The sequence below is a fragment of the Empedobacter sp. ULE_I140 genome, from assembly GCF_053482575.1.
Genome location: NZ_JBQMTX010000001.1, coordinates 596,249 through 615,092, shown reverse-complemented (window position 1 = coordinate 615,092; position 18,844 = coordinate 596,249). Strand labels below are relative to the sequence as shown.

General features: G+C 32.1%; 17 protein-coding genes and 1 tRNA gene. 1 reads left to right on the top strand and 17 read right to left on the bottom strand.

What is annotated here, in order from left to right:
- Nucleotides 1-36: 36 nt before the first annotated feature.
- Nucleotides 37-669 (bottom strand): leucyl/phenylalanyl-tRNA--protein transferase, encoded by a 633-nt coding sequence (gene aat, locus ACTS9J_RS02895; RefSeq protein WP_448352827.1) that lies wholly within the window; start codon nucleotides 667-669, stop codon nucleotides 37-39.
- An 82-nt stretch (nucleotides 670-751) separates the two neighbouring features.
- Entirely contained in the window at nucleotides 752-1,123 is a 372-nt protein-coding gene (locus ACTS9J_RS02890) for a DUF3127 domain-containing protein (RefSeq protein ID WP_291063575.1), read from the bottom strand.
- A 117-nt stretch (nucleotides 1,124-1,240) separates the two neighbouring features.
- On the opposite strand from ACTS9J_RS02890, the gene ACTS9J_RS02885 reads away from it, so the two are divergent.
- Nucleotides 1,241-1,322: transfer RNA gene (locus ACTS9J_RS02885), tRNA-Leu, on the top strand.
- 417 nt (nucleotides 1,323-1,739) lie between these two features.
- On the opposite strand, the gene ACTS9J_RS02880 is transcribed toward ACTS9J_RS02885, so the two are convergent.
- The 15 genes from ACTS9J_RS02880 to ACTS9J_RS02810 all read right to left on the bottom strand — a co-directional run bounded on the left by ACTS9J_RS02880 (nucleotide 1,740) and on the right by ACTS9J_RS02810 (nucleotide 18,792).
- The gene (locus ACTS9J_RS02880; protein ID WP_286495690.1) at nucleotides 1,740-2,864 is read right to left on the bottom strand and encodes a GNAT family N-acetyltransferase; all 1,125 of its coding nucleotides are present in this window, start codon (nucleotides 2,862-2,864) and stop codon (nucleotides 1,740-1,742) included.
- A gap of 46 nt (nucleotides 2,865-2,910) precedes the next feature.
- Complete coding sequence (locus tag ACTS9J_RS02875; RefSeq protein WP_291074965.1) at nucleotides 2,911-3,432, bottom strand: DUF4833 domain-containing protein; 522 nt, start codon at nucleotides 3,430-3,432, stop codon at nucleotides 2,911-2,913.
- A gap of 48 nt (nucleotides 3,433-3,480) precedes the next feature.
- Nucleotides 3,481-4,080, bottom strand: coding sequence for a hypothetical protein (locus tag ACTS9J_RS02870; RefSeq protein ID WP_448352826.1), 600 nt, complete (start codon nucleotides 4,078-4,080; stop codon nucleotides 3,481-3,483).
- Nucleotides 4,080-4,724, bottom strand: a complete 645-nt coding sequence (locus ACTS9J_RS02865; RefSeq protein ID WP_448352825.1) for a DedA family protein — start codon at nucleotides 4,722-4,724, stop codon at nucleotides 4,080-4,082. Before ACTS9J_RS02865 ends, ACTS9J_RS02870 begins: the two co-directional genes overlap by 1 nt.
- Before the next feature lie 44 nt (nucleotides 4,725-4,768).
- On the bottom strand, nucleotides 4,769-5,446 hold the full coding sequence (locus ACTS9J_RS02860; protein WP_448352824.1) for a DedA family protein: 678 nt from the start codon (nucleotides 5,444-5,446) through the stop codon (nucleotides 4,769-4,771).
- A 9-nt stretch (nucleotides 5,447-5,455) separates the two neighbouring features.
- Nucleotides 5,456-5,821 (bottom strand): YraN family protein, encoded by a 366-nt coding sequence (locus tag ACTS9J_RS02855; RefSeq protein ID WP_448352823.1) that lies wholly within the window; start codon nucleotides 5,819-5,821, stop codon nucleotides 5,456-5,458.
- A gap of 9 nt (nucleotides 5,822-5,830) precedes the next feature.
- Entirely contained in the window at nucleotides 5,831-6,466 is a 636-nt protein-coding gene (upp, locus tag ACTS9J_RS02850; RefSeq protein WP_448352822.1) for a uracil phosphoribosyltransferase, read from the bottom strand.
- Nucleotides 6,453-7,409 carry a S66 peptidase family protein gene (locus ACTS9J_RS02845; RefSeq protein WP_448352821.1) on the bottom strand — a complete coding sequence of 319 codons (957 nt, stop codon included), beginning with the start codon at nucleotides 7,407-7,409 and terminating at the stop codon, nucleotides 6,453-6,455. The genes upp and ACTS9J_RS02845 overlap by 14 nt, the downstream gene beginning before the upstream one ends.
- An 87-nt stretch (nucleotides 7,410-7,496) precedes the next feature.
- Nucleotides 7,497-10,013: a TonB-dependent receptor gene (locus tag ACTS9J_RS02840; RefSeq protein WP_448352820.1), complete on the bottom strand. Its 2,517-nt coding sequence runs from the start codon at nucleotides 10,011-10,013 to the stop codon at nucleotides 7,497-7,499.
- 424 nt (nucleotides 10,014-10,437) lie between these two features.
- The gene (locus tag ACTS9J_RS02835; protein WP_448352819.1) at nucleotides 10,438-12,873 is read right to left on the bottom strand and encodes a TonB-dependent receptor; all 2,436 of its coding nucleotides are present in this window, start codon (nucleotides 12,871-12,873) and stop codon (nucleotides 10,438-10,440) included.
- Nucleotides 12,874-13,338: 465 nt separating this feature from the next.
- Nucleotides 13,339-14,202, bottom strand: coding sequence for a carboxylating nicotinate-nucleotide diphosphorylase (gene nadC / locus ACTS9J_RS02830; protein ID WP_291047819.1), 864 nt, complete (start codon nucleotides 14,200-14,202; stop codon nucleotides 13,339-13,341).
- On the bottom strand, nucleotides 14,202-15,092 hold the full coding sequence (locus ACTS9J_RS02825) for a hypothetical protein (RefSeq protein WP_291096036.1): 891 nt from the start codon (nucleotides 15,090-15,092) through the stop codon (nucleotides 14,202-14,204). The genes nadC and ACTS9J_RS02825 overlap by 1 nt, the downstream gene beginning before the upstream one ends.
- Complete coding sequence (nadB, locus tag ACTS9J_RS02820) at nucleotides 15,092-16,657, bottom strand: L-aspartate oxidase (RefSeq protein WP_291063558.1); 1,566 nt, start codon at nucleotides 16,655-16,657, stop codon at nucleotides 15,092-15,094. The genes ACTS9J_RS02825 and nadB overlap by 1 nt, the downstream gene beginning before the upstream one ends.
- The gene (gene nadA, locus ACTS9J_RS02815) at nucleotides 16,657-17,661 is read right to left on the bottom strand and encodes a quinolinate synthase NadA (RefSeq protein ID WP_286495703.1); all 1,005 of its coding nucleotides are present in this window, start codon (nucleotides 17,659-17,661) and stop codon (nucleotides 16,657-16,659) included. The genes nadB and nadA overlap by 1 nt, the downstream gene beginning before the upstream one ends.
- Nucleotides 17,662-17,673: 12 nt before the next feature.
- Nucleotides 17,674-18,792: a C1 family peptidase gene (locus ACTS9J_RS02810; RefSeq protein ID WP_448352818.1), complete on the bottom strand. Its 1,119-nt coding sequence runs from the start codon at nucleotides 18,790-18,792 to the stop codon at nucleotides 17,674-17,676.
- Nucleotides 18,793-18,844: the final 52 nt, after the last annotated feature.

The window sequence follows — 18,844 nt, the reverse complement described above, 5'->3', positions numbered from 1 at the left end:
TAAAAAATCCGACAAAATTAATATTGTCGGATTTTTTTATTTCTCTAAATATTCCAAAAAAACATCACTCGGAATTTCCATTGCACCCAGACTCGCTAAATGTTCGGTATAAACTTGACAATCGATCAACTTATATTTTTTATGATATTTTGCTACAAATTGTATAAAACCAGCTTTGGAAGCATTGCTCACTTTCGCAAACATACTTTCTCCACAAAAAACATCGCCCATATCAACTCCATAAAAACCACCAACCAATTCGTCGTTTTGCCAAACTTCAATACTTTTAGCAATTCTCATTTCATGTAACGTACAATATGCTTCAATCATATCATTTGTAATCCATGTTCCGTCCTGATCTTTTCTATAAACCTGCGAACAATTTGTAATCACTTCCCGAAACGCTTTATTTTCTGAATACGTAAATGTTTGATCTCGAAAAACTTTCTTCATCGATTTCGAAACATGTAAATTTTCTGGAAATAAAACAAATCGATCTTGAGGAAACCACCAAATAATTGGATCTTCTTCATTAAACCAAGGAAAAATTCCTTTCTGATAAGCCAAAATTAGGCGTTCTGGCGAAAGATCTCCTCCAACAGCTATAATTCCCTCGCTATTCACTTCATCGTAATCAGGAAAGATTAAATCAGAACTTAACCAATACATATCGTTTTGTGTATAATTTATATAAAATTAAAAAAACGTGTCCAATAAAGAACACGTTTAGTATTAATTGATGTTTTTTTCCTTAGAATGGTAAATCATCATCATCTCCATTAGAAAAAGTATCTACTGGAGGCGCTGGTTCAAAATTATCGTAACCTTGAGGTGCTTGTGCAGCTGCATTCGCCATATTCTCAATTCTCCACGCTTGGATTGTATTAAAATATCTTGCTACTCCTTCTGGATTAATCCACTCACGACCACGAATATTGATAGAAACTTTCACTTCATCACCAGGTTTGTAAGCATTCAACACATCAGTCTTATCTTGTGTAAGCTCAATTAAAATATCTTGTGGATATTGTTCTTGCGTTGTAACAACAAATTCTCTTTTCTTGAAACTTGCAGTAATATTTTGAGTTTCAAATACTTTCTTAATTCTTCCTGTAATTTCCATTTTTGTAAAAGCTTTGTACAAATTTAGAATGTAAAAAAAGATTAAAAAAATTTTATTTCGAAATTTTGTTAGAAAGAAAACTTGTGTATATTTGCAATCCAAATCGGTGAGATTTTAGCGGGCGTGGTGGAATTGGTAGACACGCTAGACTTAGGATCTAGTGCCGCAAGGTGTGGGAGTTCGAGTCTCCCCGCCCGTACAACAGCAAAGACTTTGAAAAATATTTCAAAGTCTTTTTTTATGATTTATTGTTTTCTAATGATTTATAATATTTTTCATAAATTTAGATCATTATTTGGTTATAAGTTGGTTTGGTATGTATTCGAAAAGAAATTTGAAATCTGGTGGAAGAACTATTCCCATTTTTGAATTTATAGTGGTTGTGATTATCATCATTATTTTGATTTACTTCGCAGTTTTCTAAGGAAATTATTCTTCATTTTTTTAAACATTAATTTATAATTATTTAGAAGAAAAATAGAATCAAATCAAAGAATCTGTTAAGCAAAAATTTGGAGATTAGTTTGATGATGATGCTGAAGATAATGCGAAAAATTATCAGCCACAACCTTAATTGATATAGAAAATGGTTAGAATTTAGATTCTAACCATTTTTTTATGCTTCTATATCTTTATAAAATGTTTTTCTACGTTTATGGATAACCGGATCAAAGTTTTTCCATAATTGTTGCACTTTTGTATTCTCCTCTAGCAAAGGATTGGTCTCTAAAGTTTTAATTCCTCTCGCTATAAATCGATCATAAAGCTCTTTAAAAATCAAGGCGTTAACACCTTTATTTTGATAATGAGGATGAATTCCAATCAAATAAAATTCGACATGATCGTTCTTTTTTTGCGCTTGCATCAAATGCCACCAACCAAATGGGAACAATTTTCCTTTCGTTTTCTGAAAAGCTTTTGAAAATGAAGGCATCGTAATCGCAAAAGCAATCATTTTGTTGTTTTTATCTTTTACACATGAAATAAAATCGGGATGAAGAAATTTTAGATATTTCTTTTTGTAATGCTCAACCTGAAATTTTTCTATCGGAACAAAACTTTGCAATTCTGCATACGTCACATTCAACAAATCAAACATTTCGTCTACATAAGGTAACATTTCGTTAATTGTATCAAATTTATACGTATCTATTTCGTAACGTTTTTTGAGCATTTCACACAATTTATCCATTTGCTTTACCTTGCCCAAATTCGCAATATCAATAGAATATTCTAACCACTCGGCTTTTGGTTGATAACCTAATTCTTGCAAATATATTGGATAATATTCGTAATTATATAAACCGATCAAAGTGGCAACTTTATCAAATCCTTCTGTTAATAATCCAGCTTTATCCATATTCGAAAATCCCATCGGACCTTCTATATAACTCAGTTTATTATTTTTAGCAATGTTTTCAACAGTTGTTAATAAAGCTTTTAAAATGTTGATATCATCTTTAAAAACTAACCAACCAAAACGAATTTTAGTCTTTCCAATTTCTTTTACTTCGGTCCAATTAATAATCGAAACAATTCGTCCAACTACTTCTTTTCCTTTGTAAGCTAAAAAATAGTTAGCTTCAACCGTCTCAAAAATTGCATTATTTTTATCAAAACTTGCGAGTTCATCTTTCTTTAAAGAAGGCACCCAATACGGATTATCTTTATACACTTCAAAAGGTAAATCGACAAATTTCTTCATTTCACTTGGCGTATTCACCTCTCTTACTTCGATCATATGCTATTAAATTGCGTCTTACAGATTCTAATTTAGGGAGATTTTTTTAGAGAACAATTTTCTCTTCTACAGATTTTCCGTTTTTATCTTTTCCGTAAAATAAAATATAATCAAGCTTTACGGAGATTCCAGCCGTTCCTTTCTTCTGTTTTAAGAAAACACGATTCAGTGTTATCAACTTGTTATTAACAGTTGTTTGAACAATTGGATTTTTTTGAGAATCAAGCTTAAGCGTTAATTTTTGAGTTGGATAAGAAACCAATGTCAACTGAAAAACATTCTTTTCAATTTTCTTAATATCTAAACCATATGCCAATTTCTTTTGTATAGAAGTCAAGGGCTTTTTTGAACCATCTTCGGCATAAAGAATACGATAAATATCAACTGGATTATCATCATCTAAAATTCCTTTGCTCGAAAAAATAGCATCGTAAACAAACGTATTTTTATTGTCGTTGTGTTGAATGTAAAATAATCTATTTTCTGATTTTGGAGGAACAGGATAACCTTGTTGTGCATTTACAACAAAAGAAAAAAGGATAGAACAAATAATTAATAGGTTTTTCATTGATTGATATTTTTAAAAATAGAAGATAGGAATTATTTGAATGATTATCTAAATCCAAATAAAAAGTTTCGAAACTTTTACTTGTTCAATATTATTTTGATCAAGAAAATCTTGCGGAAATTTGATTAAATCTGAAACTTCAATTGTTTCGTTATCCTTACTAAATGCGTATTTGCTATGAAATGAATTTGATCTTCTCCAATTCGTGAAAGTAATATGTTCAATTTGAAGAGCTGAATCATTTAAATCAATCTTTTTGACAATCTCTTTTTCTTTAATTAATAAATAATTTTCTTTTCTATTGTAATAAATCGCTCTTTTAAACTCTTTCCAATAATGATTATACGAGTTAAGAAGTGGGAAAATAAAAATAGTTCCAAAAAATAAAGCGACAATTCCAACTAAAAAATTAGTCAAAGAAAAGCTTCCAAATAACATTGTAAAAGAGATAAATAAAAAAACTAAACTTAACCCGAAAAACATCAACGAATTGATGATAAAGAAGTAATCTAAAAATCCAATTTTTAATCTTAAAACTTCATCATCAATGTGTTTATTCTCTCTTTGTGAAGATATTATTAATAGTAAAATAGGGAGAAATATAATGCAAAAAAGTAGGGAGAGTACAATTATATTTTCTGTACTCATTATACTTTTCTCTTACTTTTTTCTTTGACAAATTCTACAATAATCGGAACTAAAGAAAACACAATAATTGCCATGACAACGATTTCGAAATTGTTTTTGATAATTGGAATTGTACCAAGAAAATAGCCAGCCAATGTAATTCCGATAACCCAAATTGTTCCACCAATAAAATTGTATTTGATAAATGTGCCATAATGCATTTTAGAAATTCCTGCAACAAAAGGCGCTAATGTTCTTACAATAGGTACAAAACGAGCAATTACAATCGTTTTAGAGCCATATTTTGTGAAAAAATCTTCGGTTTTTTGAATGGCAGAATCTTGAATGATTCGTCTTCCAAAAATTTTGGCTGTTACCAATCTTGTTCCCAAGGTTTTCCCTATCGTATAATTAACTGTATCACCTGCAATTGCAGCAACCCAAAGCAACGCTAAAACGATGTAAATATTAAGTTGATCTGGAAATGCTGCAGCCAACATACCTGCTGCAAATAAAAGCGAATCGCCAGGTAAAAAAGGCATCACAACCAAACCTGTTTCGATAAAAATTAAGAGAAATAAAATTAAATAAAACCAATTTTGATAGTCGTTCAAAATGGTTTCTAAATATTTATCGATATGTAATATATAATCTAAAATTTCCATGATTTAAAGGTATAAAAAAACTCGACCGAAGTCGAGTTAAATTTTTATTCTTGTTCTTGTTCGGCTATCTTTTTTTTGCCGAACTTTTCTTTTATTACTTCAATTACAATTGGAAGAACTGAGGCAATTGTGATTCCTAAAATTACTTTAGAAAAATTGTTTTGCACCCATTCTATATTTCCTAAAAAGTATCCAATAAGTGTTAAACCTACAACCCATAAAATAGCTCCGATCACGTTATAAGTGATAAAAATAGAATATCCCATGCGTCCAATTCCTGCTACGAAAGGTGCTAAAGTTCTTACAATTGGTACAAAACGTGCAATAACGATGGTTTTTGAACCATATTTCTCGTAAAATGCGTGTGTTTTGTTGATATGTTCTTCGTGAATGAAATTTTTTCCAAAAATCTTTACTTTAGTCGCTTTGTAACCAACTTTCTTTCCGATGGTATAATTTAGCGTATCACCAAGTATAGCGGCCACCAAAAGAATTGCAATCATAATCCAAACATTCATATCATTTGTTTCTTGCGCAGCTAACATACCTGCGGCAAACAATAACGAATCGCCAGGTAAAAAAGGCATAACAACCACACCTGTTTCCACAAAAATGATTAAAAATAGAATGGCATAAAGCCACAAACCATATTCGTTCGCAAACTCTGCTAAATGCTGATCGATATGCATAATAAAGTCAAAAAGACTCACAAATACTTCCATAAAAGTTGATTAAATTTCTGAAGCATTAAACGCATTTTTGATATGATTTACGCTCCAAGATTGTTGTTTTTTTAAAAGTGCTAAAATATCAAATCTTACCTCAGAAATAAAATTATTTTTCTGAATAAAATCATCTGCGGCAAGAATTAACAATTTCTTCTTCTTTGTGTTAACAGAACTTTCTGGTTCGGCAACATAATTAGAAGAACGACTCTTGACCTCTATAATTACAATCTCATTTTGAATTTGAGCAATAATGTCGATTTCGGCTTTTCTGAAAAAATAATTTCGAGCCAATATTTTGTATCCATTTTGGATTAAATAATTGACTGCAAAATCTTCTGCTTCTCTTCCGAAATCATAACTAATACTCATTCAAAAAAATTATTTTGTTCCGTACAAACGATCTCCAGCATCACCTAAACCAGGAACGATATATCCGTTTTCGTCTAATCTTTCGTCCAAAGCAGCTAAGAAAATTGGAACTTCAGGATAAATATTCTGTACAGCTTCTACACCTTCTGGGCAACCAACTAAGCAAGCTAAACGTACAGATTTTGCTCCTCTGTCTTTTAAAATTTCGATTGCTTTGATTGCAGAACCTCCTGTTGCTAACATTGGATCTACCAAAATTACATCGCGCGAATCTAAATCGGTTGGTAATTTACACAAATACTCAACAGGTTGTAACGTATCATGATCACGATAAAGCCCAATATGACCAACTTTAGCGGTAGGAATTAATTGATGAATTCCTTTTACCATTCCCAATCCGGCACGTAAAATAGGAACGATAGCCATATCATTTCCTTTGATTTTAAAACCGATTGTTTTTGTAATTGGCGTTTCAACTTCAATTTCTTCTAACTCAAGATTACGCGTAATTTCGTAACACATTAAGCCAGAAATTTCGTCAACTAATTCTCCAAATTCTTTGGTTGTCGTATTTTTATCACGCATTTGAGTGATTTTAGCTTTCACTAACGGGTGATTGATGACGTTTAAATTATCTGTTTTCATATTTGTTTGTATAATGTTGCAAAGTTACATTTTTTGAGGTTACATTAAGCTGAACTTTCGCACCCATTTTTAAAGAAATATTATGTCCTGTATGTCCTGCCGGAAAACCAAAAGCTACCGGAACATTTAAGTTTTTAGTAAAACTATGAATGACTTCGTAAGTTTTTGGATCGAATGGAAGATTGTAATTTTCTGCATTTTCTTCTTCGGTATCCATGTGTGTAAAACTTCCGAGAATGATTCCTTTTACTTGAGTAAGAATATTGTTACGTTTCAGGTTCATTAACATTCGGTCGACTGCATACCAATTCTCAAACCAATCTTCCAAAAACAAAATCTTATCCGAAGGATTTGTAATCGCAGATTCGCTCCCCAAAAGTGAATACACGATTGAAAGATTTCCTCCAACTAATTCTCCTTCCGCTTCGCCTAAATTATTGTAGGCATGTGATTGAATTTCGTAATCAAGTTCGTTTCCAAACAACGCTTCGTAAACACTTTGGTAAGATGATGGGTGATATTCGGTATTTGCTAATTTCTTCGCTGTAACAGCGTGCAAAGTCTGAAATCCTAATCGATTGAAATGATTGTGAAAAACAGTGATATCAGAATAACCAATAATCCATTTTGGTGATTTTTTGAAATGAGTTAAATCTAACTCATCAATAATTTTGACGGAACCGTATCCACCACGCGCGCACCAAACGGCTTTGATTTCAGGATCATCTAAAGCCCACTGAAAATCTTCGGTTCTGATTTCGTCTGTTCCAGCATATTTGTAGCCAAAATCATATTCAGCATAAATATTTTTTCCTAAAACAGGAATCAATTTCCATGATTTTATTAAATCTATTGCTTCATCCAATTCGCCTTGTAACATTCGTTTTGCTGGCGCAACAATTGCTATTTTATCACCTTCTTTTAGAAAATCGGGTTGAATCATTTTTCTATAAAATTTTAGTAAAGGTAAACACAAAAAAAAAGACGAACTACAAGCGTTCGTCTTTTTGTTATGATAATGAAATATTTCTTAGAAATTGTAAGTTACACCTGCATTCCAAGTTCTTCCATTCCCCCAGAAGTAACCGTAGTTATCTTTACGAGAAATGTATTGATCATTGAATAAGTTTTTGATGTTACCTCTAAATTTAATAGATTGACTATTTGTAATTTTAAAGTTGTAAGACATTCCTAAATCTACTGTAGCAAATGGGCTAATACTTGCATTTTTGTAGACTTGTCCATTAATATTTGCTTTTGCAACATCAGCAACGTTTACGTTTTCGTATAAACGAGCATAGTAGTTAAAATCTGTATCAAAAGATAAAGCTTTTGTTACTTTAACTTTAGTACCCATACCAAATGTAAATTGAGCTGCATTACCTACTCTTACACCGTCTAAGTTACCTTTACCATTCTCTGTTCCAGCCACAATCTCTTGTGTATCTGTATCTTGAACTTGGTAAGTAAAATCTCCTTGGTATCTCCAATCTCCTGCAGAAGCATAACCTCTAACTGTCCAATCACGTGTTACTTTAGCATCAAAATCTACCTCTAAACCTTTGTGTACTTGAGATAAATTATTTAATAAGTAACGCACATTTTTGTGAATTTGATTATTAGAGTCTGTATAATCTTTATCGTTGTAAGTATCTGCTCTATTATCCCATTCTGTATAATAAGCATTAACATTAACTCTTAATGTACGAGTTTTGTAACGGTAACCAGCTTCAACACTTTGAATCTCTTCGTTTTTAACAGTTGGCTCAACAAAAGTAACTGTATTACGTACAAACATATTATTTAAATATGGTTGACGAGAATATTTACCTCCATTAACAAAAACACTATTTTCTTTATTTAAATTGATAGAGAAACCAGCTTTTAAATTATAACCAATTTCTGTGCGCTCACCTGAATAAGCTTTACCGTTTTTGAATTTGATACCTTGTTTTTCTGCAGATTCTGCAGTATAGTTCCAGTTATCATATTTTTCATACTCTTGCCAAGATAAAGCACCTTGAAAGAATGCTGAGAATAATTCGTTTGAGTATTCAGCTTGTCCAAAGAAACCTTGGTAATTAATTCTCTCTGAATTATCAAATCCAATTCTCTCACTATGTTTAGCTCTATTGAATAAAGAATTCCAAGGGCTTGAGCTGAAAGTTTTATCAACTACATAGTCTTTTGAACGTTGCACATTAGATGCAGCACGACCAGAAGCTCCTAATAAATTATTTAATTGTTGATAGTGTTCACCTTGGTAGAAACGTAAATCTGTACCTACATTAAATACAAAACCTTTTTTTGTATCAAAAGTTAAGTTAGAAACTCCTCCGTACCAAAAGTGGTTATTTACTGAAGAAGCTAAAACAGTTCCGTTATTTCCATTAGAAATTCCATCTTTTAATTCTTGATTCTTCGCTGCTATTACATCCCAATCAATTTCTCCATTAGATTTATAACCTCCATCAGTATATCCAGGACCATTACCTAAAGTACTTGTCCCTCCTCCTGTACCAGTAGATGCATAAATCACTGTAGACAAAGACAAGTTTTCGTTAATTGTAAAATCCCAGTTTAAGTTAGCTACTGGTTTGTGATAATAGTTTGTTTTAGCAGATAAAGATTCTCCATTATAGAAACCATAATTAGAGTTTCCTAAGCGACCCGTAATATCATAACCTGGAGTTGCAATAATACTTTTATTTACACCATTAACTTTAATATTACGATATTGAGTATCCATTGGTTTAGAATAGTTCTGACCATGTTCTTGCGGAGCACCAAAAATCATAAAGTTGAATGTATGACGTGCATTTGGTTTGAAACCTACAGAAACAAAGTAAGATTGACCTTTACCTTCTGTTCCACGTGCAAAACTTCTGTGAGCAGACCAGTTATCAAACATAAATGAAGCACCCCATTTACCTTTCATACCTGTATTATAACCAATAGTTTGTTTTTGGTATGAATCGTTACCTGTTAAGTAACGTACAAAACCACCTTCTTTTTTCTCAGTAGCTTTTGTTACGATATTTACAGTTCCTCCAACAGAAGAAATAGCTAATTTTGAAGATCCTAAACCACGTTGAGAATCAATAACATTTGCAATATCAGAAACAGACTGCCAGTTTGACCAATATAAACTACCATTATCCATTCCGTTGATTGGTTGCCCATTCAATAAGAAAGCAGTATTTGATTGATCAAAACCACGCATATACATTTTTGCATCTCCAAAACCTGAAGCTTGGTCTGCAACATAAATAGATGGCGAATTTTTTAATAATTCTGGAAATTCTACATTTCCAACTCCTTTATCAAGGATTTCCTCTCTTGTAATAACTGTAGAAGCAACAGGAGTCTTACGATTCTCTGTAACGTCGATTACACCTTTACCAATGATTAAAGTTTCACTTAAAGATACATTTTCGTCTTGTTCAACCTTTGTAGAATCTGTTGGTTCAACAACTTGAGCGAAAGATAATGATGCCGTTAAGGCAAAAGCTCCTACTAATAAAAGCTTTATTGAGTTTAACCTCATCTTATGAAATAGTTTAAATGTTTACCGCTGCAAAGTTGAGGTGTATATATGTTAAAACAACTACAAACGTTATGTTAATTAAGAATAATTATTACTTAAAAAATCAATTTTAAATAATTATAATATTATTCTTAATATTTTATGAATATGAAAATATAATTAAAATAAAATTACCAAATAATAAAATTTTTAAATCCTTATCAAAAACAGACTAAACAAACAACAATACTTAAAAAAAACAATGTGTATAATAATTCATTAATAAATGAATATTTATTCTTAAAATAAAATTATTTAGATTTATTATAAATTAAATATTAAGGTTTTATTAATTTAAGACAAATAATTCAGTCACAATACTTCAAAAAAAAAAGTGGACTTATTACTAAGCCCACTTTAATATGTTAAGAAATTTTAATTCTTATTAGAAGCTATAAGTAACACCTGCATTCCAAGTTCTACCTACTGCATATCCGTATCCATTTCTATCAATTCTACTTACGTATTGATTGTTGAATAAGTTACGAACATTCCCTCTAAATTTGATTTTTTGTTTACCAAATTTGAATTCATATGCAACACCTGTATTAACTTTTGCAAAAGGTGCAATTTTTTCAGCTTGATAAACCTCTCCTTTTAATGCACTTTTAACTACATCTACTGGATTAACTTGTCCATAAGTACGAGCATTGTACATAAAGTCTACATCCCAATATAAGTTTCTTGTAAAGTTAACTTTAGTTCCCAAACCGAAAGTAAATTGAGCAGCTTCTCCGATATAAGTTCCTGTCAAATCAACATTTCCTTTTTCGAAAATTGTATCGTCATCAGTATACATCGATTCAAATGGAGTTTTTCCATCATACTTCCAATCACCGTAAGATGCGAATCCATATAAGCTAAACATTTGAGAAACTTTAGCGTCAAAATCAACTTCAACACCTTTGTGTAATTGTGTGATATCTGTATAAGATGTATAAATAGGACGAGTTGTGTTATCTGGTTGAGTTACAGAACCTGAAATTCCTAAGAAACGATTACCCCATTTTGTAGAGTAAGCATTAATATTAACTCTTAAACCTCTTGTTTCGTATTTGTAACCAACTTCGAAACCTGTAATTTCTTCGTTATCTACATTTGGCTCACGTAAATCAACTTTGTTGTATTCGAATACATTATCTAAGAACGGTTGACGAGAATAACGTCCTGCGTTAGCAAAAACTGTATTCTCCTCGTTAATATTAACAGATAAACCTCCTTTTACATTCCATCCTGTTTTGTTTACTTTTTTAGAAGCTGTTTCTACACCTCCGTAGTTCCAAGTATCAAATTTTTGGTAGAATTGATTAGAGATTGCTCCTTGTCCAAATACTGTGAAAATATCATTAGAGTATTCAACTTGCCCAAACGCTCCTTGATAGTTAATATCTTCAGAATAATCTCTTGCTGTTCTTTGATCTTTTTTAGCCGATTTGAATAATGCAGACCAAGGATTTGTTCCAAAAGTTTCTGTTACAACAACTGTTTGATTGTTTGATTTATTTACTTCAGACCAACCTTTTAATCCAAACAAATTATTCATTTGTTGGAAGTGATTACCATGATAGAAACGGATATCAGCACCTATGTTAAAGTTCCATCCTGTTTTAGTATCAAAGTTTAAGTTTGTTACACCTCCATACCAGAAGTGATTATTAACAGATGTACGGATAGCACCATTCGATACTGTTTTTCCGTTTGCATCTTTACCTCCATTATTTCCAATACCGTCTGGATCTAATAAGTTATTGCTTTGAATTAAATCAAAATCAACTAATCCATTTTTCAATGTACTTGTTGCTTTACCAACTCCAGAAGTACCTCCTCCAGTACCTGTAGAAGCATAAAGCACTGTAGACAAATTCATGTTTTCATTAATTGTCCAGTCCCAGTTTAAGTTTGCTACTGGCTTGTGGTAAAAGTTAGTTCTTAAATTTTCTCCTTTACCGTTGAAGTATCCGTAAGTTGTATTGTATTTATTTCCGTATCCATACTTTTCTGCATCAGCCCATTGCTTAGTGTTTTTTGTAGAATAGTTTTGTCCGTGCTCTTGCGGCGCACCAAAAATCATAAAGTTAATGTTATGACGATCGTTTGGTTTATACCCTACAGAAACAAAGTATGCTTGTGAATTTGCATTTGTTCCTTGAGCCCAAGATCTGTGCATAGTTGTTTGGTTAAACAAGAAAGAAGCTCCCCATTTACCTTTCATACCTGTATTGTAAGAAATAGTAGCACTCATGTAACTATCGTTACCTGTGTTTAATCTTACAAAACCTCCTTGCTTTTTATCTGTAGCTTTTGTTACCATATTTACAGTACCACCAACAGAAGAAATAGCTAATTTAGAAGATCCTAAACCACGTTGAATCTGAACTGCATTTGCAACTTCAGTCATTGCAGACCAGTTAGACCAATACAAGTTACCATCTTCCATACCATTAATTGGTTGTCCGTTCAATAAGTAAGCTGTATTTTGACTACTAAATCCACGTAAAAACATTTGAGAATCTCCAAAACCTCCCGCTTGTCCAGAAACATATACAGATGGAGTTGTAGCGAAGATTTCTGGGAAATCTACATTTCCTACCGCTTTATCTTCGATAGCTGCCTTACTAATTGTAGATACAGCAACTGGTGTTTTACGATCCTCTACGATATCGATAACCCCTTTACCAATGATTAATGTTTCTCCTAAAGATACGTTTTCGTCCTGTTCAACCTTTGTAGAATCTGTTGGTTCAACAACTTGGGCGAAAGATAATGATGCCATTAAGGCAAAAGCTCCTACTAGTAAAAGCTTAGTTGAGTTTAACCTCATCTTTTGAAATAGTTTAAAAGTTTACTTCCGCAAATTTCTATACTTTAAATGAGATTATTGTTAAATTATGGTAAAATTTTACAAAATCAATTAACATCTTAAATATTAATTATTATATTTTATTCAAAATAGTCAATATATTATCAATATTGTAAATTAGATCTAGTATTCATGTAAAGTTTTAAAGATTATTTAACATTTTATCAAAAATTAACATAATGAAAATGTTAATTTTTAACATTAATTATCAACGTACACTGATTTTTTTTTAAAAAAAAAGTAAAAATTCAAGCAAAAAACAATTATTTAGAATCAGTATTAATAAAATATTATCCAATAACTTTTTTATTTATAAGCTGATACTAATAAATTTTCAAAATAAATTATTCAAATACAATATAGCTAACGTTAAAATCTATTATTTAGTATTCTTACTACAACAAAAAAATTAAAATGTTAAAGAAATCAAGCCTTAACAGCTTTTAAACTCAAGTCAAAGTTGGGAGCGGAATGAATAATCGCACCAGAAGAAATAAAATCAACACCCGTTTCGGCAATTGCTCGAACAGATTCTTTTGTAATTCCGCCCGAAGCTTCCGTTTTTATTCGCCCATTTATATATTGAACCGCTTCTTTCATCGTTTCAAGATCAAAATTATCCAACATAATAAAATCTACATTTGCATCCAAAGCTTCTTTTACCTCATCCATATTACGCGTTTCCACTTCTATTTTTAAATGTAAATGATGTTTTGACAAATAATCTTTGGTTTGCGCAACCGCTTTTGTAATATTTCCACAAAAATCGACATGATTATCTTTTAACATCACCATATCGTATAAACCAAAACGATGATTCTCTGCTCCTCCAATTTTAACTGCCCATTTTTCGATCATTCGGAAATTAGGTGTTGTTTTTCGTGTATCCAAAATTTTGGCATTTGTACCGCTTACCAATTCCATCATTTCGTGCGCATAAGTTGCAATTCCAGACATTCTCTGCATACAATTCAACGCTAATCGTTCGCAAGTTAAAATTGATTGTGAAGATCCTTTTACTTTGAAAGCAACATCTCCAAATTGTACTTTATCGCCATCATTTATATATTGTTCTATTTTTAAAGATGGATCAAACGTATCAAAAATAATTTTCGCTAATTCAATTCCAGCAATTATTCCGTTATCTTTCACTTTCAGTTCCGCTTCTTGAATTGCATCATACGGAACCGACGCTAACGTTGAATGGTCGCCATCGCCAACGTCTTCTAAAAAAGCTTGACGAATAAAAAGTTGTAATTTTTCTTGTGTGATATATGGAGGAAAATTCATTATCTATATGTTAAGGATGCAAATTTTGATTGATTAAATTCTTTCTTGGTTTTGTATTCGTAATACTCGGCCCAAGTACCATTTTCTTCGCGCACAACAGTAATCAACACTTGTACTGAAGGATCATTTTCGAAGAAATTTTTGATCTGAAGTTTATATTCTTTGTCATCAATTTTACCTTTTGTAATATCTATTGCTCCAGATTTGAAAGCCGCATCAAAAGCGGTTGCATAAGGATCGATAGAAGCCATTTCGAAAAGATTAGAAAACTTTCCTAAATAATATTCCCGACTTCCGTTATTACCAAAAGTTGTTAAATTAAATTCTTTATCAATTCTTACTTCAATCGTTTCTTCATCAGTTTTTAAAGTAAACAATACACGATTTTCCGAAGGGAACTTCTCAAAATCATTATTTTTTTCTGCCGATTCGTAACGTAAAGGCATTGTATATTTCATTGCAACTGCTTTTCCATCAACTCCTTTTGCAGGAGTTATTTTTAGATTAGCTCGCTCCATTTTATTATTCAACAAAACTAAACTAGACAATGCTACACTATTAAAAATTGGATTCGAACCATCAGTCGAGACATCTTCAAAATTACCATCTTCATTAATTTTAAAACCTAATTTAGATTGAGCAGTTTCGATATGAAGATAATCAGCAATATTAGAAAAGAATGAAATTTGAGTTTGAATATCTTGATTCAAATTTTTGTTCATACATGCTTGTAGCTCGCTATTTTCTTTTAGATTTTCACAACCAAAATACACAACCGCTTTCTTGGCTTCTTTACCAGAAGTCAAACTTACGTTTTGTTTTTCTTTCGAATTTTGAGCAAAAGAAAAACTCATTGCAAAACATGTAACGAACAGAAATAATTTCTTCATTAATTAAAATCTTTGTTATAAAAAGTTCCTCGATTTTCTTTTTGATTGATACTTTGCTCAATGATTAAATGTGCGACATCAACCAAATTTCGAAGTTCTAAAATTTTAGGTGAAACAATCGTAAAATAATAAATTTCTTTGACCATTTTCTCGATTTCATTGATACGATTTTGTGCAATTTGCAAACGATTATCGCTTCGTACAATTCCGACCAATTCGCTCATCATCGCTTGTAATTGTTTGCGTAAATAAGAAATCAATACTAATTCTTCTTGCACTTTCATGCCTTCTTCGTTCCATTCTGGAAACTCAAAATTATAAATCGAAAATTGATTATCATTTAATAAATCGACCGTTTTTAACGCTGCACGATGACCAAAAACCATCGCTTCTAACAACGAATTCGAAGCCAAGCGATTTGCACCATGTAAACCCGTATTAGAACATTCGCCAACCGCAAACAAATTCTCGATAGATGTTTTTCCTTCTAAATCGACGTCAATTCCACCACACAAATAATGCGAAGCAGGAACAACCGGAACCAATTCGGTAAACATATCGTAGCCTTCGGATTTACATTTTTCGTAAATATTAGGGAAATGTTCCAAGAATTTTTCTTTCTCTAAGTGTCGACAATCAATATAAACATAATCATCTCCGCGCAATTTCATTTCATTATCAATCGCACGCGCCACAATATCACGAGAAGCCAATTCTTCACGTTCATCATATTTGTGCATAAACAACTGGCCATCTTTCGTACGCAATTTCGCACCAAAACCACGAACAGCTTCCGAAATCAGAAATAACTGTCCATCAAATTCGCTGTAAAAAGCCGTTGGATGAAACTGAATAAATTGCATTCCCGAAACGGTTGCTTTCGCACGTCGAGCCAACCCAATTCCATCGCCAGTTGCAATGATTGGATTCGTCGTATTTTTATAAACATGACCAACTCCGCCTGTTGCTAACAAAGTTACTTTGGCTAAATGTTGTTCAACTTTATCTGTATTCAAATCTAAAATATATGCACCAAAACATGTTGTTTTCTCTGCTATATCACGATTCAAATGATGTTCTGTAATCAAATCTACTACAAAATGATGCGTAAAAACTTGAATATTTGGATATTCTTTGATTGCTTCTAACATCGCGCGCTCAATCTCCCAACCTGTCACATCTTTATGATGAACAATTCTGTTTTCGGTATGTCCACCTTCACGACCAAGGTCATAAATTCCTTCGTTATTTTTATCAAAACGAACGCCCCAATCTATAATTTCATTGATACGTTCTGGTGCTTCTTTTACGACAACCTCAGCCGCTTCCAACTTACACAAACCATCTCCTGCACGAAGCGTATCTTCGATATGTTTCTCGAAACTATCTTTCTCGAAATCGCTCACAACAGCTACTCCGCCTTGCGCATATTTCGTATTGGTTTCGTCTTTATTTGCTTTGGTTACAATGGTAATTTTCGCATCAGGATTTCGAATCGCGATTTTCAACGCATACGAAAGTCCAGCAATTCCAGAACCAATGACTAATACATCTTGAATAGCCATTATTTGATTTTTTCTGATAAATCTAACATTCTATTAATTGCAGCTAACGCTTTAACTCGTAATTCTTCTTCTATTTGAATTTCTGGCAATTCATATTTCATGCACAGATATAATTTTTCTAATGTTGATAATTTCATATAAAAACATTCAGAACAATTACACGATTCATCTTGAACCAAAGCTGGAATTAATGTTTTATTCGGAGCAAGTTTTTGCATTTCGTGTAAAATTCCTTCTTCCGTTGCCACAATAAATTCTTGCGCATCATTTTCTACCACATAATCTAACAAACGAGATGTTGAGCCAATGAAATGTGCGAATTTCAATAAATCTTCTTGCGCTTCTGGATGCGCAATTAATTTTGCATTTGGATGATCAGCCATTTGTTGTGCAATTCTTTCCAAAGAAAACGCCTCATGTACGATACAAGCACCGTCCCACAAAATCATTTTGCGATTACAAACTTGATTTAAGTATCGACCTAAATTACGATCTGGAGCAAAAATAATTTCTTGCTCTTCTGGCAACGAATTAATAATCGCTTCCGCATTAGAAGAAGTAACAATAATATCTGATTCCGCTTTAACACCCGCATCACAATTGATATAACTCACTACAATCGCATTTGGATGTTGCTCACGCAAACCACGTAAACCTTCTGCCGAACATGAATCTGCCAAAGAACAACCTGCTTTTGTATCTGGTAAAACCACTTTTTTAGACGGATTCAGAATCTTTGCGGCTTCCGCCATAAAATGAACACCACAAAAAACAATCATATCAGCTTCAGTTTTTGCAGCTGCACGAGCCAATTGCAATGAATCACCTAAATAATCTGCTAAATCCTGAATTTCTCCTGACTGATAATAATGTGCCAAAATCACCGCATTTTTCTCTTTACGTAATTTATTGATTTCCGCAATCAAATCAGTGCCTTTTGGAATTTCTACATCCAAATAACCTTTATAATCTAGTTTCTCTATCGCTTGTTCTAATGTATTCATTTGTGAGTGATTTTATTTTATACCTAATTGCTTTTTCACTTCTTTTGACAACGCATCTTTGTGCACTGTAAAAGCAATTGATTTCATTCTGAAAAATGGTTTCGACATATAAATATGTCCATTATTTCCTAAATCTGTTATTCCCCAAGAATTTTTTACATCATAATATTGATTTCCCAATTGATCTTTCAAAATTCCCGTAATATGCATTAAATGGTCATCTTCTGTCGAATAATCTTCAAAACCTTTTTGACGCTCATCAGCCGTCACCCATTTTTCAGGTAAAATCTGAACAAAATAATCTGATTCTAAACCTTCTGAAGGCCAAATTGCCATTCCATACTTTTTAGAAAATGTTTTTTCAGAAACATCTGTATCAAAAGCCGCTGTATATCCTTTATATAACGCTTCGTCCAAGACTTTCATGTATTCATCTAATGGTAAATTATAATATGAACCATTTGAAAAATTATCTGGCACTTGCAAAATAAATTGTGAATAATAAGGCGCTTGCTGAAAAGATGTCAAGGTTACATAATCATCAGGATTTATTTTCAAGGCTTTTGCAAATTCTTGTGGTGTATATTCTTTTCCTTCGAACTTGAATTTTGTTGGAGGAACACCTAATTTATCATTCAATTTTTGATCAAATTTTGATTTCCAATCTGCTGTTAAATATTTTTTAGGATTTTTTACAATCGAATCTAATCCAACTTTCAAATCTTTTACCAATATTTCGTGGTTATGCTTCACATCTGTTCCATTCGCAAAACCTGCATAAACTTCGTTTGGAACTAATCCATTTTTACGAACCGAATTTAAAACATCATGCGACAAACCTCCTTGACTAAACTGTGCTTTTCCTTGACGGTAAACATAATTGTATGCTTTTTCTGGATAAGTATATCGTACATTGTACATTTCCGACAAATCGACATCTTTTCCTGTCAATCGTTTTACTTCTGATTCTAAAAAAGAAGTTGTAGAAAATGACCAACAAGTTCCCGTTTTTCCTTGCGAAATAATTGGAAGCGCAGTGTTGTTAACTAATTCTGTAAATTTGAAAGGCGTTTCTTGTGCCGAAACCAACATACTTACAAAAGCAATGCTGGCAACTATATATTTTTTCATTTGTGTTTTGTATAGATTTCAAAAGTAAAGTTATTTTATGAAGTTTTATTAT